At 52.1% G+C, this 25,728-nt stretch carries 21 protein-coding genes and 1 other annotated feature; of the genes, 8 read left to right on the top strand and 13 right to left on the bottom strand.

What is annotated here, in order from left to right:
- The first annotated feature begins 66 nt into the window (after window positions 1–66).
- Complete coding sequence (gene yaaA / locus DXU84_RS19305; protein ID WP_112197254.1) at window positions 67–840, top strand: peroxide stress protein YaaA; 774 nt, start codon at window positions 67–69, stop codon at window positions 838–840.
- A 67-nt stretch (window positions 841–907) separates the two neighbouring features.
- Here yaaA and thrC read toward each other — a convergent pair whose 3' ends face one another.
- The 5 genes from thrC to DXU84_RS19280 all read right to left on the bottom strand — a co-directional run bounded on the left by thrC (window position 908) and on the right by DXU84_RS19280 (window position 6,673).
- Window positions 908–2,197 (bottom strand): threonine synthase, encoded by a 1,290-nt coding sequence (gene thrC / locus DXU84_RS19300; RefSeq protein WP_013577075.1) that lies wholly within the window; start codon window positions 2,195–2,197, stop codon window positions 908–910.
- 24 nt (window positions 2,198–2,221) lie between these two features.
- Window positions 2,222–3,151: a homoserine kinase gene (gene thrB, locus DXU84_RS19295; protein WP_013577076.1), complete on the bottom strand. Its 930-nt coding sequence runs from the start codon at window positions 3,149–3,151 to the stop codon at window positions 2,222–2,224.
- A gap of 1 nt (window position 3,152) precedes the next feature.
- Window positions 3,153–5,612, bottom strand: coding sequence for a bifunctional aspartate kinase/homoserine dehydrogenase I (gene thrA / locus DXU84_RS19290; protein WP_013577077.1), 2,460 nt, complete (start codon window positions 5,610–5,612; stop codon window positions 3,153–3,155).
- A 34-nt stretch (window positions 5,613–5,646) separates the two neighbouring features.
- Window positions 5,647–5,763: a sequence feature (Thr leader region), on the bottom strand.
- Window positions 5,702–5,770: a thr operon leader peptide gene (thrL, locus tag DXU84_RS19285; protein ID WP_071823645.1), complete on the bottom strand. Its 69-nt coding sequence runs from the start codon at window positions 5,768–5,770 to the stop codon at window positions 5,702–5,704. Its footprint overlaps the feature before it by 62 nt.
- A 216-nt stretch (window positions 5,771–5,986) precedes the next feature.
- Window positions 5,987–6,673: a tRNA/rRNA methyltransferase gene (locus tag DXU84_RS19280; protein ID WP_013577078.1), complete on the bottom strand. Its 687-nt coding sequence runs from the start codon at window positions 6,671–6,673 to the stop codon at window positions 5,987–5,989.
- A gap of 666 nt (window positions 6,674–7,339) precedes the next feature.
- On the opposite strand from DXU84_RS19280, the gene arcA reads away from it, so the two are divergent.
- Complete coding sequence (gene arcA, locus DXU84_RS19275; RefSeq protein WP_013577079.1) at window positions 7,340–8,056, top strand: two-component system response regulator ArcA; 717 nt, start codon at window positions 7,340–7,342, stop codon at window positions 8,054–8,056.
- A gap of 91 nt (window positions 8,057–8,147) precedes the next feature.
- Here the strand turns inward: arcA and creA are convergent, their stop codons facing one another.
- A complete protein-coding gene (gene creA, locus DXU84_RS19270) occupies window positions 8,148–8,630 on the bottom strand; it encodes a protein CreA (RefSeq protein WP_013577080.1) in 483 nt (160 codons plus the stop codon).
- Window positions 8,631–8,838: 208 nt separating this feature from the next.
- Here creA and robA point away from each other — a divergent pair, with 208 nt between their 5' ends.
- A complete protein-coding gene (gene robA, locus DXU84_RS19265) occupies window positions 8,839–9,702 on the top strand; it encodes an MDR efflux pump AcrAB transcriptional activator RobA (protein WP_013577081.1) in 864 nt (287 codons plus the stop codon).
- Between the two features lie 12 nt (window positions 9,703–9,714).
- On the opposite strand, the gene gpmB is transcribed toward robA, so the two are convergent.
- On the bottom strand, window positions 9,715–10,362 hold the full coding sequence (gene gpmB / locus DXU84_RS19260; protein WP_013577082.1) for a 2,3-diphosphoglycerate-dependent phosphoglycerate mutase GpmB: 648 nt from the start codon (window positions 10,360–10,362) through the stop codon (window positions 9,715–9,717).
- 51 nt (window positions 10,363–10,413) lie between these two features.
- On the opposite strand from gpmB, the gene yjjX reads away from it, so the two are divergent.
- Complete coding sequence (yjjX, locus tag DXU84_RS19255; protein WP_013577083.1) at window positions 10,414–10,947, top strand: inosine/xanthosine triphosphatase; 534 nt, start codon at window positions 10,414–10,416, stop codon at window positions 10,945–10,947.
- Between the two features lie 23 nt (window positions 10,948–10,970).
- On the opposite strand, the gene trpR is transcribed toward yjjX, so the two are convergent.
- Both trpR and sltY read right to left on the bottom strand, forming a co-directional pair.
- Window positions 10,971–11,306, bottom strand: coding sequence for a trp operon repressor (gene trpR, locus DXU84_RS19250; RefSeq protein ID WP_013577084.1), 336 nt, complete (start codon window positions 11,304–11,306; stop codon window positions 10,971–10,973).
- A 56-nt stretch (window positions 11,307–11,362) separates the two neighbouring features.
- Window positions 11,363–13,282 carry a murein transglycosylase gene (sltY, locus tag DXU84_RS19245; RefSeq protein ID WP_173362118.1) on the bottom strand — a complete coding sequence of 640 codons (1,920 nt, stop codon included), beginning with the start codon at window positions 13,280–13,282 and terminating at the stop codon, window positions 11,363–11,365.
- 596 nt (window positions 13,283–13,878) lie between these two features.
- On the opposite strand from sltY, the gene DXU84_RS19240 reads away from it, so the two are divergent.
- From DXU84_RS19240 to ettA, 3 genes are all read left to right on the top strand, one after another.
- Window positions 13,879–16,617 (top strand): cation-transporting P-type ATPase, encoded by a 2,739-nt coding sequence (locus DXU84_RS19240; RefSeq protein ID WP_119262121.1) that lies wholly within the window; start codon window positions 13,879–13,881, stop codon window positions 16,615–16,617.
- Window positions 16,618–16,940: 323 nt separating this feature from the next.
- Complete coding sequence (rcsA, locus tag DXU84_RS19235; protein ID WP_013577087.1) at window positions 16,941–17,621, top strand: transcriptional regulator RcsA; 681 nt, start codon at window positions 16,941–16,943, stop codon at window positions 17,619–17,621.
- 203 nt (window positions 17,622–17,824) lie between these two features.
- On the top strand, window positions 17,825–19,492 hold the full coding sequence (ettA, locus tag DXU84_RS19230) for an energy-dependent translational throttle protein EttA (RefSeq protein WP_015690481.1): 1,668 nt from the start codon (window positions 17,825–17,827) through the stop codon (window positions 19,490–19,492).
- A gap of 64 nt (window positions 19,493–19,556) precedes the next feature.
- Here ettA and DXU84_RS19225 read toward each other — a convergent pair whose 3' ends face one another.
- A complete protein-coding gene (locus DXU84_RS19225; RefSeq protein ID WP_013577089.1) occupies window positions 19,557–20,465 on the bottom strand; it encodes a LysR family transcriptional regulator in 909 nt (302 codons plus the stop codon).
- A 100-nt stretch (window positions 20,466–20,565) separates the two neighbouring features.
- Between DXU84_RS19225 and DXU84_RS19220 the strand changes: the two genes are divergently transcribed.
- The gene (locus tag DXU84_RS19220) at window positions 20,566–21,567 is read left to right on the top strand and encodes a zinc-binding alcohol dehydrogenase family protein (protein WP_037033476.1); all 1,002 of its coding nucleotides are present in this window, start codon (window positions 20,566–20,568) and stop codon (window positions 21,565–21,567) included.
- Between the two features lie 69 nt (window positions 21,568–21,636).
- On the opposite strand, the gene DXU84_RS19215 is transcribed toward DXU84_RS19220, so the two are convergent.
- The 3 genes from DXU84_RS19215 to nadR form a co-directional block, all read right to left on the bottom strand.
- Complete coding sequence (locus DXU84_RS19215; RefSeq protein ID WP_112151008.1) at window positions 21,637–22,494, bottom strand: DUF2950 domain-containing protein; 858 nt, start codon at window positions 22,492–22,494, stop codon at window positions 21,637–21,639.
- A 17-nt stretch (window positions 22,495–22,511) separates the two neighbouring features.
- Window positions 22,512–24,050, bottom strand: coding sequence for a DUF3300 domain-containing protein (locus DXU84_RS19210; RefSeq protein ID WP_112197256.1), 1,539 nt, complete (start codon window positions 24,048–24,050; stop codon window positions 22,512–22,514).
- Window positions 24,051–24,396: 346 nt separating this feature from the next.
- Window positions 24,397–25,656 (bottom strand): multifunctional transcriptional regulator/nicotinamide-nucleotide adenylyltransferase/ribosylnicotinamide kinase NadR, encoded by a 1,260-nt coding sequence (gene nadR / locus DXU84_RS19205; protein ID WP_013577093.1) that lies wholly within the window; start codon window positions 25,654–25,656, stop codon window positions 24,397–24,399.
- Window positions 25,657–25,728: the final 72 nt, after the last annotated feature.

Here is a 25,728-nt window from a genome sequence, read left to right as displayed (position 1 = left end):
CTTTTTTGCTACAGTAAGGCAACAAAAATCCTGAATGTGAACCGTCACTGACCAACGGACGAGACTATGCTGACCATTATTTCACCTGCCAAAACGCTCGATTACGAAAGCCCGCTTGCGACAACGCGCTATACCCAACCGGAGCTGCTGGATAAATCCAGCCAGCTGATTACCGTGGCACGTAAAATGTCTCCTGCGCAGATTTCTTCACTGATGGGGATCAGCGACAAACTGGCCCATCTGAACGCCGAACGTTTTAATGACTGGCAGCCGGATTTCACGCCGGATAACGCCCGTCAGGCCTTGCTGGCCTTTAAAGGCGATGTGTATACCGGTCTGCAGGCAGAAGATTTCAGTGAGAAGGATTTTGATTTTGCACAGAAACATCTGCGGATGTTGTCAGGTTTATACGGCCTGCTGCGTCCGCTGGATCTGATGATGCCTTACCGTCTGGAAATGGGTATCCGTCTGGAAAATCCCCAGGGCGCGAATCTGTATGCCTTCTGGGGAGATTTGCTGACCGAAAAACTCAACCAACTGCTCAGTGAACAAAAAAGCAAAGTGCTGGTGAATCTGGCGTCTGATGAATACTTCAAAGCGGTGAAACCCAAACTGCTGGATGGCGAAATCATCAAGCCGGTATTCCTCGACGAGAAGAACGGCAAATACAAAGTCATCAGCTTCTACGCCAAAAAAGCGCGTGGCCTGATGAGCCGCTTTATTATTAAAGAGCGTCTGGATAAGCCGAAACAGCTTCAGGATTTCAATCTGGAAGGTTATGAATTTGATGAATCACGTTCGCAGGGCAATGAACTGGTGTTTACCCGTCCTGAGCGCTGATTGACCTGATCTGCGGATACAAAAAAGCCCTCACGAAGAGGGCTTTTGCCTGTCTGAAACACAATATTTATTCAGGCAGCGCCATCAGGAATGCACGCATCTCGCTGAAATCAGCCGGAAGATTATGCGACAACAATGGCAGGTCAGCGCGATCCGCCAGTTCTTTCGGTAAACCGATGTCCTGATCCAGAATCGCTTCCACGCTTTCCTTGAATTTTGCCGGATGTGCAGTACCGATGAACAGGCCGAACTCGCCCGGTTGCAGCTGGTCACGCAGTACACGGTAAGCAATTGCCGCGTGAGGTTCAGAGATATAACCGATATTGGCCAGCTCGCGCATCGCGTCTTCGGTGGTGTCATCGCTGACCGCACCGAAGCCCAGATCTTTCAGCTGCCAGGTTTTACGACGATACAACTCTTCCACACGCGGCCAGTTGTTTGGCTGGCTGACATCCATAGCGTTCGACAGAGTCGCAACGGTTTTCTTCGGTTCCCACTCGCCGTTAGACAGGAAACGCGGCACCGTATCATTGGCGTTGGTCGCCGCAATAAAGCGTTTCACCGGCAGGCCGAGGGATTTCGCCAGCAGACCGGCTGTCAGATCACCGAAGTTACCGCTTGGTACGGAAACCACCAGCTGATTGCGCGCTTCCTGAGGCAGTTGGGCAACCGCTTCAAAGTAGTAGCAAATCTGCGCCAGCAGTCGGCTGATATTGATGGAGTTAGCTGAGTTCAGTTTCAGCGCGTGTTTCAGTTCTTCATCATCAAACGCCTGTTTCACCAGCGCCTGACAGGCATCAAAGTCGCCGTCGATAGCGACGGTATGAATATTTCCGCCAAGCGTACAGAACAGTTTTTCCTGCAACGGGCTGATTTTGCCGCGCGGATACAGAATCACCACACGAACATTTTTCAGACCGTGGAACGCATGTGCCACTGCCGCACCGGTATCACCGGAGGTCGCGGTCAGAATAGTCACCGGCTGATCGCCAGATACCTGAGTCAGGATCTGCGCCATGAAGCGGCCACCGAAATCTTTAAAGGCCAGGGTCGGGCCGTGGAACAGTTCCAGACAGGCAATGTCGTCTTCTACTTTGGCAACGGGTGCCGGGAAGGCAAACGCATTTTTTACACGCTGATATAATTCTTCTTCCGGAATTTCATCGCCGATGAAAGCAGAAAGAATTCGGCTGCTGCGGGTGACGAAATCCAGTTCCAGCAAGCGATCAATTTCGGTCAGTTCAAACTCAGGCAATTCCAGCGGGAAGAATAATCCCTGCTGTTTTCCAAGACCTTGTTTGACGGCCTGAGCAAAGCTGACCTGCTCGTTGTGATCCTTCAGGTTGTACAGTTTCATTAGTTATCCCAATAAATTATCGAGTTATCCCAATACCCGCGCGCCCGCGGTATCAAGACGACAAATATGAACAAAGCCTTCGTCATTTTGCAGATAATGCGTCTGCAACCAGTCAGCCATACGTTTCGCTGTCGCACTGTCGTTGCACACCGCGAACAACGTCGGGCCGGAACCGGAAATCCCGCAAGCCAGCGCACCAATTTCTTCTGCGGCGCTGCGGGCTTCGGCAAAGCCCGGCAGCAGACGGGTGCGGTAAGGTTCAGCAATCACATCTTTCATCAGTTTTGCGGCCAGCGCAGGTTGCTGAGTGTGGCAGGCATGAATAAAGCCCGCCAGATAACGTCCGTGGCTGATGCAATCCTGACGGCGATACTGCGCAGGTAAAATGGCACGCGCCTCGGCCGTCGAGACTTTAATCCCCGGATACGCCATCACCCACAGCCAGTCATCAAAGCCTGGCACCTCCTGGCTGATGATATCGAGTTCTTCCAGCATCAGCTGAATGCCGCCTAAATAGCATGGCGCCACATTATCGAAATGTACGCTACCGGAAATCCGCCCTTCCAGCTCGCCCATCAGCAACAGCATCTGGTTTTCATTCAGCGGTTTACCGCAAAACTCATTCATCGCCATCAGACCGGCGACCACCGAACAGGCGCTGGAGCCCAGACCTGAGCCGATCGGCATGTTTTTTTCCAGCGTCATCGCCACCGGCACTTCTTTGCCGATTTCCTGACAGAAACGCTGCCAGCACTGATAAACGATATTGTCTTCCATGCGATCCGGCAGTTTAGACACAAACTTGCCTTCGTTTTTCAGACTGAACACTGTGGCCGCCTCAACGGAAACACAGTCGCCCAGCAGCGTGCCATCCACCGGAGACACGGCCGCGCCCAGAACATCGAAGCCTACGCTGACGTTCCCGATTGAAGCCGGGGCATACACCTTAACCATATTAAACTCCTAACTTCCATGACAGCGTTCTCAAAAGATCGGCAAACACACCTGCCGCCGTCACATCATTACCGGCACCGTAGCCACGCAGAACCAACGGCAACGGCTGATAATAGCGGCTGTAAAACGCCAGCGCATTCTCCCCATTTTTTACTTTATAAAGCGGGTCATTACCATCGACGGCATCGATTTTTACTTTGCATTGTCCGTCTTCGATAGCACCGACATAACGCAATACTTTACCTGCGGCGGTGGCATCCGCAACACGCCTGGCAAATTCGGCATCCAGTTCCGGCAGACGCGCCACAAATTCATTCACAGTGCCTTCGCTATTGAAGGACGGCGGCAGAACGGATTCCACGTCAATATCCGTCAGCTCCAGTTTGTAACCGGCTTCACGCGCCAGGATCAGCAATTTACGGGCAACGTCCATACCGGACAGATCATCACGCGGATCCGGTTCGGTATAGCCCATCTCTTTCGCCTGCAATGTTGCAGCAGATAACGACATGCCTTCATCCAGCTTACCGAAGATGAAGGACAGCGAGCCGGAGAGGATGCCGGAGAAACGCATCAGCTCATCACCGGCATTCAGCAGGTTTTGCAGGTTTTCGATGACCGGTAAACCCGCGCCGACGTTGGTGTCATAGAGGAATTTACGGCGTGAACCATCCGCCGCTTTACGCAACTGATGGTAGTAATTCATGGAAGAAGTATTGGCCTTTTTGTTCGGCGTTACGACGTGGAAACCGTCGGCAAGGAAATCGGCGTATTGATCAGCCACTTCCTGACTGGAAGTACAGTCAACAATCACCGGATTCAGCAGGTGGTATTCTTTCACCAGACGGATCAGACGTCCCAGATTCAGCGGCTCTTTCGCGGCACCCAGTTCATCACGCCAGGTTTCCAGCGCAATGCCGTGAACGTTAGTCAGCAATGCGCGGGAGTTGGCGATGCCGCAAACGCGCAGATCAATATGTTTGGTTTTCAGCCACGCTTGTTGACGGCGGATCTGTTCAATCAACGCCCCGCCCACGCCGCCTACGCCGATCAGGAAGACTTCGATAACCTGATCAGTGTTGAACAGCATCTGGTGGCTTACGCGCACACCGGTGGTCGCATCGTCGTTATTGACGACCACCGAGATAGAACGTTCAGACGACCCCTGCGCAATCGCCACGATATTGATATTGGCGCGCGCCAGTGCCGAGAAGAATTTCGCCGAGATACCGCGCAGGGTACGCATGCCGTCGCCGACGACAGAAATAACCGCCAGCTTCTCCATCACATCCAGCGGCTCAAGCAGACCGTCTTTCAGCTCCAGATAGAACTCGTCTTCCAGCGCTTTACGGGCGCGTTCCAGTTCGCTTTGCGGCACACAGAAACTGATGCTGTATTCAGAAGAAGACTGGGTGATCAGCACCACCGAAATGCCTGAACGGGACATCACCGCAAACACGCGCGCCGCCATGCCGATCATCCCTTTCATACCCGGACCGGAAACGTTGATCATCGCCATGTTGTTCAGATTAGTGATGCCTTTCACCGGCGTATTATCGCCGAGGCTTTCGCTGCCAATCAGCGTGCCTGGCGCCTGCGGGTTGGTGGTGTTTTTGATCAGGCAAGGGATCTGGAACTGGGCAATCGGCAGGATGGTACGCGGATGAAGCACTTTCGCACCAAAGTACGACAGCTCCATCGCTTCCTGATATGACATGGATTTCAGTAAGCGGGCGTCCGGCACGATGCGCGGATCGCAAGTATACACACCGTCGACGTCAGTCCAGATTTCACAACAGTCGGCACGTAAACAGGCAGCCAGCACGGCGGCTGAATAATCGGAACCATTACGTCCGAGCACCACCAGTTCGCCCTGCTCGTTACCGGCAGTGAAACCGGCCATCAGCACGATGTGATCGGCTGGAATAGCGCTGGCGGCGATACGCCGGGTGGATTCGTTGATGTCCACAGTCGATTCAAGGTAATGCCCCTGCGCGAGCAGTTTTTCGACCGGGTTAATGACGGTGACGCCAAAACCTTTGGCCAGGAACACCGCTTCCATAATAGCGATAGAGAGCTTTTCACCACGACAGATGATGGAGGCATTTACACTGTCCGGGCATTGTCCCAGCAGGGCAATACCGTGCATCAGTTGTTTAAGCTGAGCGAATTCGTGATCGACAAACGCTTTCACTTTCGGCAAATCAAAACCCGGTTGCGCGGCCGCCAGGCCGGTTATCAGCTGACCAAAAATGTTTTCCGCATCACTCATGATGGTCTGAATGTCCTGCCCTGCGACAGTTCGTTCAATCATAGCAACCAGATAGTTGGTGATTTTGGCAGGCGCGGATAATACCGTCGCGACCTGTCCCTGACGTGCATTGCTTTCCATAATGTCCGCAACCCGCAAGAAGCGTTCTGCGTTTGCTACCGAGGTCCCGCCAAATTTCAACACTCGCATTTCTGGTTCTCTCCTGAAGCTCTCGTTTAAATGTAAAAAAAAAGCCCGCACTGGTTAGGTGCGGGCTTTTTTTCTTTTTCCTGTACGCGTCAGCCCGCCCCGTTACCTGTGGTATCGGTGGTGGTAATAATTGTTGTGTTCAGGCTGATGATTCGCATTTTTATTTTCTGTCTGTCTTTAGGTTTGTACTCTGTCTGCCTCTATTAGCTAAAGCATAAGGCACAATAAGTCAATTTTTTTCTATTTTCGGCAGGTTAATCACGGACAGAATGAAATGGATAATTATCTGCCTTTAAAAGCATTTCCAGTACGATCGATAACTCTGCTATCACCGCACCGGATATCGAACTGTAGCGGTAAGGATTCCCCTCACATCATTGGGTCAGTTTTTTTTCGATGTCATGTAGCAAAGTATGCAGCATTGCCGCATCGCGCTGCTGCAAAAGACCGAGACGCTGATGCAGCCAGTCGGACAATTTCTGGTCATCTTCTGCCCCGACATTTTCCAGTAATCGCCCGACCCGTGCACGCAATGCCGACAACTGTCCCGCTTCGGCATTTTCAGGTTTCACTGAGGTCACCTGATTGAGAGACGATAACTGATAACAGAATACCATCACGGCCTGCCCCAGATTCAGCGACGGGTAATCCGCCACCATCGGAACGCCGGTCAGCACATCAGCCAGTTCCAGCTCTTCATTGGTCAGCCCGGAATCCTCACGGCCAAATACCAGCGCAGCGTGATTCACCCACTGGCTTTTCTCTTCAAGCTGCACCTGCAACTCCTGAGGCGTGCAGTAATAGTGAAATTTAGCCCGGCTGCGGGCCGTCGTCGCGACAGTAAAATCAATATCAGCCAGAGCTTCTGCCAGTGTGCTGAAATGCAGAGCATTTTGCAGGATGTCCTGCGAACCATGTGCCACCCAACCGGCTTCCGGCTTGAGATGTGCCTCGCTGTCCACAATACGCAAGGAAGCAAAGCCCATGGTTTTCATTGCGCGGGCTGCCGCACCGACATTTTCCGGGCGAGCCGGTGACACTAAAATAATATGAAGTTGCATATGACGCCTTTGCAGGAAGGAAAAAGAATTTGCCGCCTGTATTTCAGCGATGAAATTTTATCCTGTTTCAGACCTATTCATCGTTTATATTCTTCACAAGAACTTAACAGTCGACTTGATATATTCCTTTATTTTATCGGAAAAGCTTAACCGGGAGGTAAAAAAGCTGCTGGCAGGGTTAAGCACGTTCCCTTAAAAAATTAGTCATTATTTTTCATATGGATATATAATAATGATACATACAGATTTTGCATTTATCTTGGGTTTCCTGAGGATTAGCTGAATCGTGTACAATAAAGGCCGAAATGTGACTCAAACGTGCATTCTTGTAAGTGTTTTTCACTGTTCTGTTACCGTGCTACAATTGAACTTGATATATGTCAACAAACCGTAATTTTGTTGGGTGGTAATTTCGACACTCGCTGTTATATTGCTGTTAATAGGGTTAGGATATGCGCCGCTTTAGGACCCCGTGGAACTGCAGAAAGTGGAATCCCTGACCGAGCTTGCGATGTTGTTGCCGTTGATGGAAATTGCATCGAGAACGCATTTACGTACTTTAGTCATGTAACGAGTGAGATGGCCAATAAGGCATCGAAATTCATTGGGATATCAAGGACTTCTGTACTCCTATTTTCTATTTGTTGGCAATCTTAGGTAGCAATCATGCAGACCCCTCACATTCTGATCGTCGAAGACGAGTTAGTGACACGTAATACGTTAAAGAGCATTTTTGAAGCAGAAGGCTACATGGTGCATGAAGCCAATGATGGCGCTGAAATGCACCACATTCTGTCCGAAAATGATATCAATCTGGTTATCATGGACATCAACCTGCCAGGCAAAAATGGCCTGCTGCTGGCACGCGAACTGCGTGAACAAGCCAGCGTTGCTTTGATGTTCCTGACCGGCCGCGACAACGAAGTTGATAAAATTTTGGGTCTGGAAATCGGCGCTGATGACTATATCACCAAGCCATTCAACCCGCGCGAACTGACCATCCGCGCACGCAATCTGCTGTCCCGCACGATGAACCTGGGTACTACCGGTGAAGAACGTCGTCTGGTTGAAAGCTACAAATTCAATGGCTGGGAACTCGATATCAACAGCCGTTCGCTGATAAGCCCGCAGGGCGAACAGTATAAGTTACCGCGCAGTGAATTCCGCGCCATGCTGCATTTTTGTGAAAACCCGGGCAAAATCCAAACCCGTGGCGATTTGCTGAAGAAAATGACCGGCCGTGAGCTGAAACCTCATGACCGTACTGTTGACGTGACTATCCGTCGCATCCGTAAGCATTTCGAAGCGACTCCGGATACGCCGGAAATCATCGCCACTATCCATGGTGAAGGTTACCGTTTCTGCGGTGATCTGGAAGACTGATACAGAAGGTTGCCAACCGCTCTGCAGTCGATGTGATAAAACGTAAAGGCCAGCGAAAGCTGGCCTTTTGATTTGGATCCCTTGGTGAAACTCAAGGCTCAGCATGTCCCCACGGAATGATCGGCACCGCGCTGAGGGCATTTTTAGGTGAACCGTCCACGACTTTATCGGAATAACTCAGGTAGATAAGCGCATTACGTTTTTCATCATAAAAACGCACCACCTGCAGCTTTTTAAACACCAGAGAGGTACGTTTCTGGAAAACTACAGTGCCTTTGTCTTTGCCCTGCTTAATCTTATCGCTGAGCTCGATAGGTCCTACCTGCTGACAGGAAATCGCCGCATCCGATGTATCTTCGGCCAGACCTAATCCGCCCTTGATGCCGCCGGTTTTTGCACGACTGATATAACAAGTTACATTTTTAATATCAGGATCATCAAAGGCCTCGACCACAATTTTATGGTCCGGACCGAATAATTTGAAGACGGTATCCACTGATCCCACTTGCTCTGCACGCGCTGCTCCAGAACAAAAAATAAACATCCCAAATACAAAAATCCAACATTTATTCATTAAGTTACTCCACGTCATCAGCATGACGTTGTTTTCTAAAGAAACCACAATCAGAAAGCGTGCATTCACACTTTCGGAATGAAATACTCTGTAACACCTGTAAATAGCACAGATAGCCAAAAAAATCTTAAGCAGTCTTATCGGGAAAAAGTTGCTATTATGCCGCCCATCATTCTGTGCATTTATCTTAGTTCAACGAGGACGATCTATGGATCAAGCAGGAATCATTCGTGACCTTCTTAGCTGGTTAGAAACCCATTTAGACCAGCCCTTGTCACTCGACAATGTCGCAGCCAAGGCCGGCTATTCCAAGTGGCACCTGCAGCGCATGTTTAAAGACGTCACGAATAATGCCATTGGTGCTTATATTCGTGCCCGCCGCCTGTCGAAAGCGGCTGTCGCTTTGCGTCTCACCAGTCGCCCGATATTAGATATCGCCCTTCAGTACCGTTTTGACTCCCAACAAACGTTTACCCGGGCTTTCAAAAAACAATTCGCACAAACGCCGGCATTGTATCGTCGTGCTGAAGACTGGCATTCGTTTGGTATTTGCCCGCCTATCCGACTGGGTGCATTCATTCTGCCGCAACCGGAGTATGTCTCATTACCAGAACAGCATCTGATCGGCATGACGCAAAGCTATTCATGTACGCTGGAGCAAATCACCACGTACCGCAACGAGATGCGTCGTCACTTCTGGCGTCAATATATTGGGGAAGCGAAAACGCTGCCGCCCATTCTTTATGGCCTGCACCATTCACGTCCAAGCCAGGAGAAAGATGACGAGCAGGAAGTATTGTACACGACAGCGCTGGAAGCTCAGCACCTGCCGGAAAACGTTGAAGGTCAGCCTATTGTGTTGCAGCACGGTGAATATGCCATGTTCCACTACAATGGCACGCCGGAACGTTTGCAGGAATTTATTCTGACGTTGTACAGCACCTGTCTGCCAACATTGAAACTGACCCGCAGAAAGGGACAGGATATCGAACGCTTTTACACGAATGGCCATGCCCCCGGCACTGCGCCAACCGAAATACAGTGTGATTACCTGATCCCAATCCGCCGCTAACGCCTTCTGGCGTTAGCGTTGCAACTCGTCTAACGCGGGCAGATCAAGATGTGAGACATCGCCCGCCGTTTCCACAATCCATCCATTTGCCAGCCAGGCGCTTTGCTGGTGATCAACACGCGACAGCGAACAGTTACGCAGACGCAGACGGCGTTCCGCATAGGCAGGCAAGCCAAGGATCGTACTGATCAGACAGCCCAGCGCAATACCGTGGCTGACCAGCAGCGGCTTGCTTCCCGCCGGTAAATCCAGACAGCTGTCGAGCGCGGCACGCATACGCACGGCCAGTTCAGTCATCGTTTCACCTTCGGGGATGCGCCCTTTGGGTGAACCATCAACCATCTGCTTACGCCATATTTCTTCCTGCTCCGTCAGACCATCCAGAATACGTTCTTCCAGCACGCCCATGTGCAGTTCGCGCAAACGTGGCTCATTGATCACTTCACACCCGCAGGCATCAGCGATAATCTGCGCCGTGTGGCGGGTACGTCCTAAATCACTGGTGATAACGTGAGTGATCCCTTCTTTACGCACGCGCTCAGCAACCTGACGGGCCTGGTAAAGACCTTTAGCCGTCAGCGGGCTGTCTGACTGCCCCTGAATACGGCGGGCGGCGTTCCATTCTGTTTCGCCATGACGGACGAGATATACCTGTAACATGAGTGTTTTCCGTTATACTGCGTGAAATTTGCTAAAGGATGCTAAAACTCTATGTATCATGTTGTCGCTGCAACCACTAACCCGGCAAAAATCAAAGCTATCGCCATGGCTTTTGAAGACATTTTCGGCGCTGAGGCATTTCGCATTGAAGGCGTTGATGTCGACAGTGGTGTTCCAAATCAACCTATTGGCAGTAATGAAACCCGTACCGGGGCACGCCATCGTGTAATCGGTGCGCGTCAGGTTCGTCCCGAAGCAGACTTCTGGGTCGGCGTGGAAGCGGGTATCGAAGACAATATGACATTCGCCTGGATGGTGATTGAGAATATGCACCAGCGCGGCGAATCACGTTCAGCCAGTTTAATGTTACCTGAAATCATTTTACAGGGGATCAACCAGGGCAGTGAATTGGGGGATGAGATGGAAAAACTGACGGGTATCGCAGAGGTGAAGCGTAAAGGCGGCGCCATCGGCATTTTTACCGCCGGGAAACTGAACCGCACCAGCGTTTATCATCAGGCACTGGTGCTGGCTTTAGCGCCTTTTCATAACCCGGTTTATCAAACCCGCGCCCAGACCCATTAAAATTTCAGACTGAAACGGGCACTTCATTCGCCCGTTTTGTCTGCCAGCAGTTGCCCGCTCAACCAATCCTTTAGCGCTGCCGGAGCCGTTTTCAGGCCATTCGATCCCCGGGTTATCGTAGCGATACCGGCACCCAGCTGGCTTTTCAGTTCGCGCTGACTCATCTCTCCCCGCATCAGCTCCTGAATAATGCGTACCCGCGTTCCCAGCGCCGCACGTTCGTCGGGCGTCAGAAGCAGTTGCAGCAGATCCTGATGCAGATTTTCAGCAAAAGATTGCTGTAGCAGTGCCAGAAAGCACTGCCAGTCCTCATTGCCTTGTTGGGAAAGAGCAGGGTCAGTGATGGGTCGTTGATTCATGATTGGGCTGCCATACTATTAAACTAGTACAGCAGCTTATCATAAACGATACGGGATCAGTAACGCCTCTGCCATTCGGCATCCGTCAAAATCTTGGCCGGTTGATGTAAAAAATAGCGATAAAATGCATCATATGCCAACACATTTTTAACATATCGGCGAGTTTCGGAGAAAGGGATACTCTCAATGAACGCGACCGAATCCACCCTGCCCGCGCTGTTGCCCAGCCAGGTATTCACACGGGAAGGCCCGGCGTTGTAAGCAGCGCTGGATAAAATACGGTTGCGGCCAAACATCTGATAGACATATTCCAGATAGCTGGTACCGATGGTGATGTTCATTTGCGGATCCAGCAGCTGAGCCGGATTGCTGTAGCCCTGCAAACCAAACATATCCACGGTATGCTGCGCTGTCGCAGGCATCACCTGCATCAGACCAGAGGCTCCTACCGGCGAACGGGCTTTCGGGTTCCATGCGCTTTCCTGACGGGCAATCGCCATCGCGTAGCTTTGCGTGATGCCTTTGTCATTGGTCGCACGGCGGAATTCATCCGGCCACGCCAGCGGGAAACGTTCTTCAAGATAATCCCAAAGCTTGCCGGTAATGGTCGCCTGCACGCTGAGATCGGGCCATTTCTGCTCGAAAGCGTAACGCGCCAGTGCCGACTGCTGAGATTCAGAACGACTGCTGACCAGATAGCTCCATTCAGTGCGTGCAAGATTGTCCATCTGCCAGTACATCAGTTCACGAACGCGGGCGACTTCCGGCAATTTCGCAATGCTGGCATCAGGCTTCGCAGCCACAGAAATTTGCATCGGATAAGCAACATTCAGCTTTTGCGCGGCGGCCATCGGATAGAATCCCCGCCCCTTCATCAATGTGCGCAGCATCGCTTCACCTTGTGAGCGCTGACCGTTGTCGATCATCACTGACGCACGCCAGTACTGCCATTCATCTTCCTGCAGGGCATCCGAAGGTAAACGATCCAGCCACTGTCTCAGTCCCTGACGATCACCGGCGGCCAGCGCCATACGAATCCGACGCTCCACCAGCGTGGTGGAATGGCTGCGCAGAATAACGTTATCGCGCCATGCCGCCTGTTCCGGTGTGGCGTCGCTGCCCATATAGCGCCAGGCGACAGCTTCTTCCAGATCCAGACGTTCGCTGTCGCTCATCTTCTGCAGACGCACGAGAACGGGGATCATCGAACGGGCATTTTCCGCATCATCACGGGCGATACGCGCAAACGTAATGCTGGTGGCATTGCGGGTAAAATCAGTCGGCCCGACACTGCGCGCAAAGCTTTCAATGGTATTCGGGTTATTTTGTAAATCCAGCAGCGCATCGCGCATGGTCTGGTAATCCGGCGGTAACTGCTTCGCCAGGAAGTTCACCAGATTCGTATTGCCGGTTTTCATCGCCAGGCCGATGCGTTGCAGCGTAGTCAATGCAGTCTGATTGCCTGCGCCCTGCCAGACGGAGAACAGCTTGTCGCAGGTATTCGGCAGTGACGTGCCGGTCAGCCAGATATCTTTCGCGCCATCAAACGCGGTTTTCTGATCGCCGGTCGCCCATTTGGCGTAATAGTAGTTGCAACGTGCAGCGACCGGTTTCGGCGGCTGCGGGCTGAAAGAGAGCAAACTGTTCCAGTCCTGACGACGCGCCAGCTCATTCACAAAGCGGGCCGGGAGGGAACGCGCAGGCGGCAATGTCGGGTTGGCTTTAACAAAGGCATTCACCTGCGCGGGCGTGGCATCGCCCAGTTCCTGCGTCAGTTGCCGGTATTCCAGATAAGGGTAAAGCGGATAATCTTCCAGCGTGGGCATCAGCTGACTGACGACGTCCAACTGATTGTTATCCCACGCCTGTTTAATCTGCATATAGTGCTGGCGTTGCGAGTCCAGCGAGTCAGCTTTCGCCACGCCCGATACTGTTACCAGCAACACGCTCATTGCCAGAGAGTGCCATTTGTCCACCTTGACCATACTTACCTTTATCCTCACGGGTTGTGCCGAAACTGTTTTGCATTCTGTAGACAGCCACTACGCTAATCGATTCATTTTTAAAATTGAAGCGATGTGCGGACAGCATCACAAACTTTACACAGTGTGGTGCAAGCGACGGACAGTTACCAGATAGCGGCAGATCTATTTTCTGTCACAGAACGTGGCGGCGGGAATAATTTCTCAGGATTCAATATCCGCAATTAATTAGCGGGTATTACCCGGTAAAACGCCAATAGATAGCACCCTTACCATTTTAACCAAAATAACCACGCTGACAAAACTTAGATTTACTTACTTCAATTTACTTAGATATTTAATTCCTAAACAAACCCTAAATGAAGGGTAATTAATACCGAAATTACTAAAGGACACATCCATCTGTTTTTAAATAATTTTACCTATTAACGTTGATACAAAAAAAGTATTTATTGGCTCAGATCAAATTTATTCCCAGATAATTAATTATGATCACACCCTATTGTAAAATTGATTTTTTGATATTCACTATTTCGCCGTCAGGATTGAAATATTAATAGCAGCGCAGTTCATGGCTTATGGAAAAGTATATGACTCACTCAACTTCATCTGTAAAAACGAATGCCAGCCCCTCTTCTTCTGTCGCGACAGAAAACAAAAACTGGTATCAGATTAGTGGTAACGACGCCATGCAGCGTCTGGGAACTGGCGAGAATGGCCTGACCCGGCACGATGCCAGCGAGCGTCTGAAAGAATATGGCCCGAACGCCTTACCGGAAAAAGCCGCCAAAAGCGCCCTGATGCGTTTTCTGGCGCACTTCAATGATGTCCTGATTTATATCCTGCTCGCGGCTGCCATCGTGACCGGTGCCATGGGACACTGGGTGGACACGCTGGTGATTTTGGGCGTGGCCGTCATCAATGCGCTGATCGGTTTTTTGCAGGAAAACAGCGCTGAGAAATCACTGAAAAGCATTCAGAATATGCTGTCAAGTCAGGCAGTTGTCATGCGTGACGGACAGATACAAACCATCAATGCCGACCAGCTGGTGCCCGGTGATATCGTGCAGTTGCGCCCGGGAGATAAAATCCCGGCGGACTTGCGCATTGTCAGCGCGCATAACCTGCAGGTCGAAGAAGCCATTCTGACCGGTGAATCCACCGTGGTGGTGAAAAACGCACAGGTCATTGACGATGAAGTCATGATCGGCGACCGCCACAACCTGCTGTTCTCCGGCACCATGATCAGTGGCGGCACCGCAACCGGTGTGGTTTATGCCACAGGTAAAGACACCGAACTGGGTCACATCAACCAGATGATGTCGTCGATTACGCCGCAGCGCACCCCGCTGTTGCAGCAAATCGACAAACTGGGCAAAGGCATTTTCGCCCTGATTCTGCTGATGATGGCGTTCCTGTTTGTCTTCGCCTTTATCCTGCGCGATATGCCATTGGGCGAACTGCTGTTGTCGCTGATTAGCCTGGCCGTGGCTTCGGTTCCCGAAGGTTTACCGGCGATTATCTCGATTATTCTCTCCCTTGGCGTGCAGTCGATGGCGCGTAATCACGCCATTATCCGCAAGCTGCCGACAGTCGAAACACTCGGCTCCATGACGGTTATCTGCTCGGATAAAACCGGCACGCTGACCATGAATGAAATGACTGTGAAAGCCGTCATTCTGGCAGACCGCGCTTATCAGGTTGAAGGCGAAAGCTATCAGCCTAAAGGCCGGATTGTTGACGCACAAACCCGGCAACAGATTGATGTCACTCATACACCGGTGCTCAATACCTTCATCACTGCAGTTGATTTATGCAACGACAGCCAACTGATGCAGGACGATAAAGGCCACTGGGGTATTACCGGCGGGCCGACTTCCGGCGCACTGAAAGTGCTGGCGGCGAAATCAAACCTGAATACCGGCAAAGTCGAGCCGCTGGATAAAATCCCGTTCGATTCCAAACACAAATACATGTCGACACTGCAACGCATCAACGGCAAAACCCGGTTGTTCGTGACCGGCGCACCGGACGTACTGTTCTCTTTAGCCTCGTTTGAACTGACCGAAAACGGCGTGCAGCCTTTCCGCCGGGAATACTGGGAAGAAGAGATGGCGCGCTATGCCCGTCAGGGTCTGCGCATGGTCGCTGCGGCATTGAAAGATGAGCCGGAAATCGGTGGCGACCTGAACCATAGCCATCTGCAACAGGGTCTGATTTTTGTCGGTATCGCTGGCATGATGGATCCCCCTCGCCCGGAAGCCATTGATGCGATTGCCCAGTGTCAGCAGGCCGGGATCCGCGTGAAGATGATCACCGGCGACCATCAGGAAACCGCGATGGCCATCGGCAAAATGTTAGGGATTGGCAACAGCAGTGATTCCATCACCGGTTACCAGCTCGAGCATATGGATGATGCAGAACTGGCCGCTGCCGCCAGCCAGTATGATATTTTCGCCCGTACCAGTCCCGAGCATAAATTACGGCTGGTAAAAGCGTTACAGGATACCGGTGAAGTGGTCGGAATGACCGGTGACGGTGTCAACGATGCGCCCGCGTTGAAACAAGCTGACGTCGGTATCGCGATGGGGATCAAAGGCACCGAAGTTACCAAAGAAGCCGCTGACATGGTGCTGACCGATGACAACTTCGCGACCATCGCCAGCGCGGTCAGGGAAGGTCGTCGCGTTTACGACAACCTGAAGAAAACCATTCTGTTTATTCTGCCGACTAACCTCGCGCAGGGACTACTGATTATCCTGGCCATTCTGGCCGGGGCAGTCATCCCGCTAACGCCGGTTCAGATCTTGTGGATGAACATGGCGACGTCGACCACGCTGTCCTTCGGTCTGGCCTTTGAGCCGGGTGAGAAAGGCATGATGAGGCGCCGTCCGCGCGCGCCGGGTCAGCACGTTCTCGACCTGCATGCTGTCTGGCGTATCGCCTTCGTGGGTATTCTGATTGCCTGCAGTGCCTTTGTGCTGGAAGCCTGGATGCAACCGCGTGGTTACAGCAGCGATTTGATCCGTACCGTGCTGTTACAGACGCTGGTCACCGCGCAGTGGGTGTATATGTTTAACTGCCGCGTAATGGACCGTTTCCCGCTGACGCGCGAAGTGTTCGTCAACAAAGGGTTATGGATTGTTTCCGGTGTCTTACTGCTCCTGCAACTGGCGTTGATTTATCTGCCAGTCATGAACCGGTTGTTTGGCACCGTGCCGATGCCCCTGAAATTCTGGGGTATCACGCTGGTGGTTGGCGCGATGATCTTCGTGATCGTCGAAATCGAGAAATGGCTGGTTAACCGCTTCATCCGCAAGAAAGTCTGACGATTTATGCTTATGCCGGGTTACCTTGTGTAACCTGGCTTTTTCACATAAAAAACGTCACAATTCTGAAACTTTAGTCTTTTCCCCGCTCAATTCGTCTCAAAGATCTCACAAAACGTCCCAAAGCCCATTCTGCTGATTTACATCAATTCTTTAGCGCCTTATTACTCTCTCCAGGGGCATCCCTTCTCACAGCAATGTTAGTTTTGCCAGCGTCCGGCAACTTTTACGGGAATGCCCCATCGCTATACGATCAGTTTTATAAAAACGAGCTCTCTGGCTGTACCGCAGTCAAACAAAGGCCAACAAACAGGTAACACACAATGTCATCGCTCATTGTAGATAAGTGCTATTACACACAGCTGGCATTGCATTCGCTATTGCAATTAAACGGACAACATCCGAAAGATATTCTTTCGCTTAAGGACATCGACGAACTGCAAGCGACGTGCAATTCCCTGACGCCTGAAATCATCTTCGTGAATGAAGATTGCTTTACGTCTGATGCGCAATCAGGTCACGTTCTGCGGGAGGTGATCGACGCACATCCCGGTACGCTTTTTTTTGTTTTCATTTCCAAGGAAAACCTGAATTATCAGAACTATGTGCCGATCCGTAAAAACATCATTATTTTGTCAAAATCCATCCGGACAGCCACTATTTATCAGTTGATTGCCCATAACCTGCTGCTGGCGCGCTCGGCAGAAACGGAACAACCGCTGGATCTCACGCCGGTCAGCCTGAGCCGGACTGAATCCAGTATTCTGAAAATGTGGATGTCGGGGCTGAACACGCAAAACATTTCTCAGCACCTGAATATCAAGCAAAAAACGGTGGCGTCACACAAAGGCAATATCAAGCGCAAAGTAAAAACTCAGAATAAACAGGCTATTTATCATGTTGTTAAACTCACCGATATTCTGACGTCCGGGATGTTTGTCGGGCGTACTCAGCCACTGCGCCCGGACCGCGAAACGGATGAATTCACCATTCCATTCGGCTGATTTCTCCGCCACCTGCCGCCTGCCAGCAACATTCTTGCCTTACTGTGAACCTGATGGTTGGGAACCCGACTGAAACACGCTAAACTTCGCAGTCGGAACCCTTATCAGTCATGCCGCAATCAGGCGGGGCTGGCTTTAATTTGCCGCAGCGCCTGCCCTTCGCAGACAGCGCGCGGCCCGCAGAGAAAGAGGCTCAAAACAACGTGGCTCAATACGTATATTCCATGCATCGCCTCGGCAAAGTTGTTCCGCCGAAGCGTCATATTCTTAAGAACATCTCCCTGAGTTTCTTCCCTGGCGCCAAAATCGGTGTTCTGGGTCTGAACGGTTCAGGTAAATCCACCCTGCTGCGCATCATGGCCGGTATCGATACTGACATCGAAGGTGAAGCACGTCCGCAGCCAGATCTGAAAATCGGTTATCTGCCGCAGGAACCGCAACTGAACATGGAACACACCGTGCGTGAGTCCGTGGAAGAAGCCGTTTCTGAAGTCGTTGGCGCGTTAAAACGTCTCGATGAAGTGTATGCGCTGTACGCCGAACCGGACGCTGATTTCGACAAACTGGCGGCCGAACAGGGCAAGCTGGAAGAAATCATTCAGGCACATGATGGCCATAACCTGAACAGCCAGCTCGAACGTGCCGCCGATGCGCTGCGTCTGCCGGACTGGGATGCGAAAGTGGCAAACCTGTCCGGTGGTGAACGCCGCCGTGTGGCACTTTGCCGCCTGCTGCTCGAAAAGCCGGACATGCTGCTGCTCGACGAACCGACCAACCACCTGGATGCTGAATCCGTGGCATGGCTGGAACGCTTCCTGCATGACTTCGAAGGCACCGTTGTGGCGATTACCCATGACCGTTACTTCCTCGATAACGTGGCAGGCTGGATCCTGGAACTTGACCGCGGTGAAGGTATTCCGTGGGAAGGTAACTACTCCACCTGGCTGGAACAAAAAGATGCACGTCTGGCGCAGGAAGCGTCTTCTGAAGCGGCCCGTCGTAAGTCTATTGAGAAAGAGCTGGAGTGGGTTCGTCAGGGCGCGAAAGGCCGTCAGTCTAAAGGCAAGGCACGTCTGGCACGCTTTGAAGAGCTGAACAACACCGAATACCAGAAACGTAACGAAACCAACGAACTGTTCATTCCACCGGGTCCGCGCCTGGGCGACAAAGTTGTCGACGTGAAAAACCTGAGCAAGTCTTACGGTGATCGCGTTCTGATCGACGACCTGTCCTTCTCCGTGCCGAAAGGCGCAATCGTCGGCATTATCGGCCCGAATGGTGCCGGTAAATCCACGCTGTTCCGTATGATGTCAGGTCAGGAAGAAGCGAACGGCGGCACCATCGAGCTGGGTGACACCGTGAAACTGGCCTCTGTGGATCAGTTCCGTGATTCCATGGATAACAGCAAAACCGTATGGGAAGAAGTGTCCGGTGGTCAGGACATCATGCGCATCGGCACCACTGAAATGCCAAGCCGCGCCTATGTGGGCCGCTTCAACTTCAAAGGTGTTGATCAGGGCAAACGCGTTGGCGAGTTGTCCGGTGGTGAACGTGGTCGTCTGCATCTGGCAAAACTGCTGCAGGTTGGCGGTAACATGTTGCTGCTCGATGAACCGACCAATGACCTCGACATCGAAACCCTGCGCGCGCTGGAAAACGCCTTGCTGGAGTTCCCTGGCTGCGCGATGGTCATTTCCCATGACCGCTGGTTCCTCGACCGTATCGCGACGCACATCCTCGATTATCAGGATGAAGGTAAAGTCGAATTCTTCGAAGGTAACTTCACCGAATACGAAGAATACAAAAAACGTACTTTAGGTGCTGAAGCGTTAGAACCGAAGCGCATCAAGTACAAAAAGATGATCAAGTAATCATCTTTCGCCTGAATATAAGGCCCGGAAACGGGCCTTTTTTATGCCTTCAATTCACTGAAATCTAGCCTGCCAGCGCCTCGCTGTAACTCTTCGCAAAGCCGTATTCTTCCAGCATAAACTCAATAAAACAGGCCAGTGCCGGAGAATTCAGTTTTCGTCCCGGATAGACCAGATACAGATCATTCCCTTCCGCTTCCCATTCCGGTAACACGCGCACCAGTGTGCCTTTCGCCACTTCGTCATGGCATAAAAATGCCGGTAACAGCGTGATACCTGCGCCTGCCAGCGCGCATTCCCGCGCATACAACAAATTGTCGGTGGTATGCGCCGCAGGCAGCAGCCAGCGGTGCCAGGTGTCGCCGCGATGTAGCACCCATTCCGACCACGCCCGGTGCGCGATACAGTGATGCGACGCCAGTTGCTGCGGCGAATCCAGCGACGGATGCTGCGCCAGATACGCCGGCGAAGCCAGCAGGTAACGCGGGCTGTGCCCCAGTTCGCGGCCAATCAGCGAGGAATCCTGTGGTTTACCCGTACGCAGCGCGATATCAAACCCTTCCTGCACCAGATCGACCAGCGCATCGGAAACGGAGACTTCCAGCGACACATCGGGATAACGCTTCTGAAACTCAACGTTCATGCGCGCCAGCAACGTCGCGCCGAGCCCCGCCGGACTGGTGATCCGCAGCCGTCCGCTCGGGTTATCGCGTAAACGGCGGATGGCCAGTTCTGCCCGTTCGCTGGCCTGCATCATCTCCTGACAGTGGATCAGGTAGCGTTCACCGGCGAACGTCAGATTAAGCTGCCGCGTCGTGCGGTTCAGCAATCGCAGGCCGACGGACTTCTCCAGCTGGCTGATGCGATGACTGACACTCGATTTGGGCAATCCTGCGCGGCTTGCGGCCTGTGTGAAGCTGCCACACTCCGCCACCAGCGCAAACAGTGCCATATCCTGCAACTGCTTAAACATGATTGTTCACCTCAGACGAACACTTTGTTAGTTATTGTCCATCTTATCAGCTTCCCGCCGGAGGACTAGACTGTCTGTATACCTAACGGAGAGAGAGAACATGACAATCAAAGCTATTGCCGTAAACCCGAAAGATCCGGCCCACTTTATCGCCGTTGAATTGCCACAACCCGTCGCAAAGGATTACGACCTGCTGGTGGAAGTGAAAGCCGTGTCGATCAATCCGGTCGATACCAAAGTGCATAAAGGCGTGCAAAAAAGCGGTCTGGACGCGCCAAAAGTGCTGGGCTGGGATGCCAGCGGCATCGTCAAATCCGTCGGCAGCGCAGTGAAAAACTTCAAAGCCGGTGATGAAGTCTGGTACGCCGGGGATATCACCCGCTCCGGCAGCAACGCGACAGAACAACTGATCGACTCACGTATTGTGTCCGTCAAACCGCAAAGCCTGAACTGGGCTGAAGCCGCTGCCATGCCGTTAACCACGCTGACCGCCTGGGAAGCACTGTTCGAGCACCTTAAAATTCAGGACGCGTCTGCCGATAAAACCCTGCTGATCATCGGCGGGGCCGGTGGCGTGGGTTCGCTTGCGATCCCGTTCGCGTCACTGCGCAGCAAAGTGAAAGTTATTGCCACCGCTTCGCGTCCGGAATCCGCACAATGGTGTCTGGATCGCGGTGCGGATCTGACCGTGAACTATAAAGATCTGAAAGGTGAACTGGCCAAACACGACATCAGACAGGTGGATTTCATTCTGTGCCTGAATGACACCGACGGTCACTGGGAAGCGATCTCTGATCTGATCGCACCGATGGGCCACATCTGTACCATCGTTGAAAATGAACATCCGCTGGATATGAATAAACTGAAGCTGAAAAGTGCCGCACTGCACTGGGAACTGATGTACACCCGCAGCATGTTTACCACGCCGGATATTGCCGAACAGGGCGAAATTCTTAAGCAGGTCGCGGCGCTGGTTGATGAAGGCAAAGTACAAACCACACTGAGTGAAACCCTTTCTGGCCTGACAGTGGAAAGCATCGAAGCCGCCCACGCCAAAGTGCTCGACGGCCATATGCAAGGTAAAGTCGTCGTCGCCTTCTAAGCACAATGCCGCTTTAAAAGAAAAGCCCCGTCACTTTCATGGCGGGGCTTTTTCATTCACGTATGTCCCCTATTCGCCATCGTCCACTTTTTGCCATTTGGCATCGGGGTCAAACGCCGTGATCGCTTTTGCCGCAGCGTCGGTATGCTCGCCTAAATCCTGCTGATATACCTCGCCCTGCTGATTGATCATAAAACTGGTTACGCCGGTATGGCCGTAAACCGCCGGCCAGGCGATCAGCGCAAAACCTTTGGTCATCTTGCCATTTTCGATGTAACTGTACGCTCCGCCGCTGGCGTTTGCGCCCTGCGCGGTGAGGATGCGGTAAAAGTAGCCGTGATAATCCGATCCCGGCTGATCATTGCCAAAGGCCGGACCTAACGGGCTGGGCGCTTCGCCCTGTTTCACCGGCCAGTACAGGCCGTCATGCTGGCCTTCCGTGCTGATAAAGCGCTGAGCATATTGCCCGGCAATCTGCTGATATTCGTGCTGCGCATCGGCGTAAGCGGAAACCGCCTGAATGGCGGAAAGCTCATTGCGGCCAATAGCACGGGTTTCGATTTCGGCGGCACCGGCGGCCATATCAAATGACCAGCCCTGCGCCGTGTGTTTCATCGGGATCGGCAACTGCCAGTTTTCCGGCCCGACATTCAGGTGTGCGGTGTCGCCGTGTTCTGCGATTTTATGGCTGATATGCCAGTCACGCAGAAAACGCGCCACCTCATCCGGATCCACCTCTTTTGGCGGCAGATACTCCTGCCAGTTATTCCCGAGAAGCTTTTGCATAGACGCATCATCGTGCGCTTCAATGGCTTTTACCAGTGCCTGCGCGGCAAGTTCCGGGGTGGTGAACGTCTGCTGTGCGAAACCGGTTAAAGGCAGCAACATCAGACCTGTGGAAATTAAAAAATTACGCAATCTCTTCATGACTTTTCCTCGTCAGTCTAGCGACGGTGCAAATGAGCTGGCTCTGTATTGGCAGGGCGTGACTGCTGGAAGTTCCGCATATGCTCGCGGCTCTGATTACCCCGCGATTGCTGCTGTTGCCACGACGGCCCGCGGCTGGAGTTACCGCTGAATGCCGTGCTGCGTGATGCATTAAGATTCTGCCGCTGATGCTGGTTGATTTGCTGTACTGGCTGGCGCTTAGCATTGTGTTGAGACAGTGGCTGGTGCTGCGGCACCTGACGACTGGCCGGATTATGCATACCGGCAGCCGGTGCTGAATGCGGCAGGTTTCGCTGCTGGGTATGCCCCTGTGTCTGCAGCGTATTCTGATGCTGATTCATCACCGATGCCGCCTGTTGACGGCGCTGATCCAGATTTTGATTCTGCACACCGCCGTTGTTACGCCCGACCGCGTTGTTGTCGAAACCACGATAGTTATTACGCTGCGCCGCCTTGCTCAGCACCTGGTTTTGTGTCGCACCGTTCAGGTTTGCGCCGTGATTTGGCAGCCCTGCGTTGTAGGTCGGATTGTGCTGCCAGCCCGTGGTATTCGCATTTCCAGCAGGGTTGATCCCATTATTGTTGCCCGAGATACGGTTGTAATTGTTGACGTTCACATTGACATAATTGTTCTGCGAACCACCGTGATGATCATAATCATCGTGATGATGATCATCATCGTCCCAGTCAATACTACCGAAAATGGCATAAGTCGCTGCCACACCGACACCAAACCCGATGCCAGACGCCACACCGTTAACAAACTGCTGTCCCGGAGGAGGTGGCAGATACACCGGCGGATAGGCTGGTGTCGGCCATGCGCCATACACCACATTCGGGTTGTAGCTCGGTACGTAAACAACCTGAGGATCCGCTGGCTCAATCACGATGGTTTGCTGCGCAGGCGCACTTTTCACCACAGTGGTTGAGCTGCTTTGTGCCGCCGGTTTAGGTTTGACTGTCACGGTCTGCTGCGGCGTGCTTTTCAGTGCCCCGCTGCTTTGTGCCACCTGACGGAATTTCTGCACGGTATTCATCACGTCGTCCGGTTGTGCCAGAAACGCGTTACCCAGATTCTGCACCCATGCCGGATCTTCTCCCATCAGCGCCAGCAATTGCGGGAAAGCCACCAGCGATTTCACACTCGGATCCCACGGCTCATTCGCCACCTGAGCGACAGCAGCGTCGCCCTGGTTTTGCGGATGGTCGCGTGACCATTGTACTGCCTGAATCACGTTAGTGGGATAAGTCGATGCCATGAGTACCTGTGAAAGCAGGCTGTCAGGATAAAGCGCAACAGGAGCCACCCACTGGTCGAGCTGAGCTTGTGTAAATGCCGCAGGTGCAACGGGTGCAGGAACCGGGGCTGCTGGCGGAGGAACGGCGGCTGATGCAGGCGGAGGCGCAGTCTGCGCCGTGGTTTCGGCCTGACTGCTGACCGGAAGCCAGCCTTGTATAAACATCACACTGGCCAGAGCAAATGCCCCTGCGCCGCACAATACTGCGATACCCCAGGGCTTGAATGATAAATTCATTCGGATCACCTTAGAAAGCCTCAGCGGGAATGAGAGGCAGATTGAATGAGTATAATCGGATAAATAAAACTCAACGGCCGCCACTGTATTTTTATTTCATGTCAGGGATTTACGCATAAAATGCGCAATAAAAAGCCTTAAAAAAAGCACACACACAATCCAATGAATAATAAGGATATTTAATTTTACAGTGTTACAAACTGAATTAATAAAATGACCAGAAAAGATAATCAGATCAATTAATTAATAATTGTGAGAGATAAATAATATATAAAATATTCATAGTGTGAATAATAAAAAAGCGCGTATTCCGGAGAACACACGCTTTCTTATTGCTGCTTGTTGATCAGCTCACAGGCGGCTCATTCAGCCGGCTGGTATCTGCTGCCAGCATATTCTGCACCAGCTCCACACATTCGAGAAAACGCTGGTCATAATCCGATGATTCAACGTGAACATAATCGACGTTGTTCTGTTTCAGCATGTCGATCAGCAGGTTCTGGAAAGACATCCGGTCAGACGTACTTCCCAGACTACGCAGGCCATCAGCGACCCACGGTGTATTGTTTTCAAGCAAGATAACCAGATCAAACCGGTATTCATCCATCAGCGCCTGCACGAACGGATGCTCACGCCCTTCATATTTTTTGCAGAAGGCCTGCGTGGTCAGAAAATCGGTATCAATAAACGCCACTTTATTGGCATATTTCACCGCGAAATCAATGTACTGCGCCTGACCGAGCGCGATTTTATCGTAATCTGAATATTGCAGCGCCATTTCGTCGCCACCAAGATGCGAGAAAACATAATCGCGGCCATATTCCCAGGCGCTGGTAGTGTTGAAGATATTGGCTAACTTGTTGACCAGCGTGGATTTTCCGCTGGATTCGCCACCTAAAATCGCCACGGTACGCACGAAGAACGGCTTCACTTCTGTCGGAATATAATCCCAGTAACGGAACGGATCCTGACGGATCTGGCGGCCACTGATATTCATAAAGGAGCGTTTCGGGTCAATCAGCACCGTTTCAATACCCAGATGTTCACGGTACTGCGGCGCATCAGCTTCTTCGCTGGAATAAATGGTATTGGGTTCAATGCCTTTCTGGCTCATGAACTCTTTAATGCCACGGCCCCAGACGTCCCAGCCGTGCGGATACGGCTCCATCCCCTCTTCGTTAAAGGCATGAATGCGGATGTTTTTCTGGTATTTGAAGGTCTGTAATAACCAGCGCAGGCGGTCGCTGACTGTAGGCTGCTGAGACATCGAACTGTTCTCAAACAGCTCGCGATCACGCGGCTCGTCATAGCCCATGATGATATGCAGTTCATCAACCTGACTGCAGGCGCGCTGGATCAGATAGATATGGCCGGTGTGCAGCGGATAAAACTTACCGAACACCACGCCGATATTCTTCTCGCGACGGGGAAACTCAAGATCCAGGAAGCGGTGCAACGCCTCGAGCTTTTGGGCGCTGGGACTTTTTATCTTTGCATTCAACAACTGGCTGAGATAACCCTTGGTCATCCCGCTGGCTTCGGCCACCTGTTGCAGCGTGCGTCCCTGTTGTTTTATCGCGGTTTTTAGATAGTCGAACTGTGACATGCCTTGTCCTCAGGTTTTTTTTACTAAACAAAAAATAGCACAAAGGCACTGAGCTGCGACAGCGGTTAACCG

The organism is Rahnella sp. RcJ3 (assembly GCF_009498575.1).
In the GTDB taxonomy this organism is placed as follows: Bacteria; Pseudomonadota; Gammaproteobacteria; order Enterobacterales; family Enterobacteriaceae; genus Rahnella; species Rahnella aceris.
This window is presented reverse-complemented; position numbering and strand designations above follow the sequence as displayed.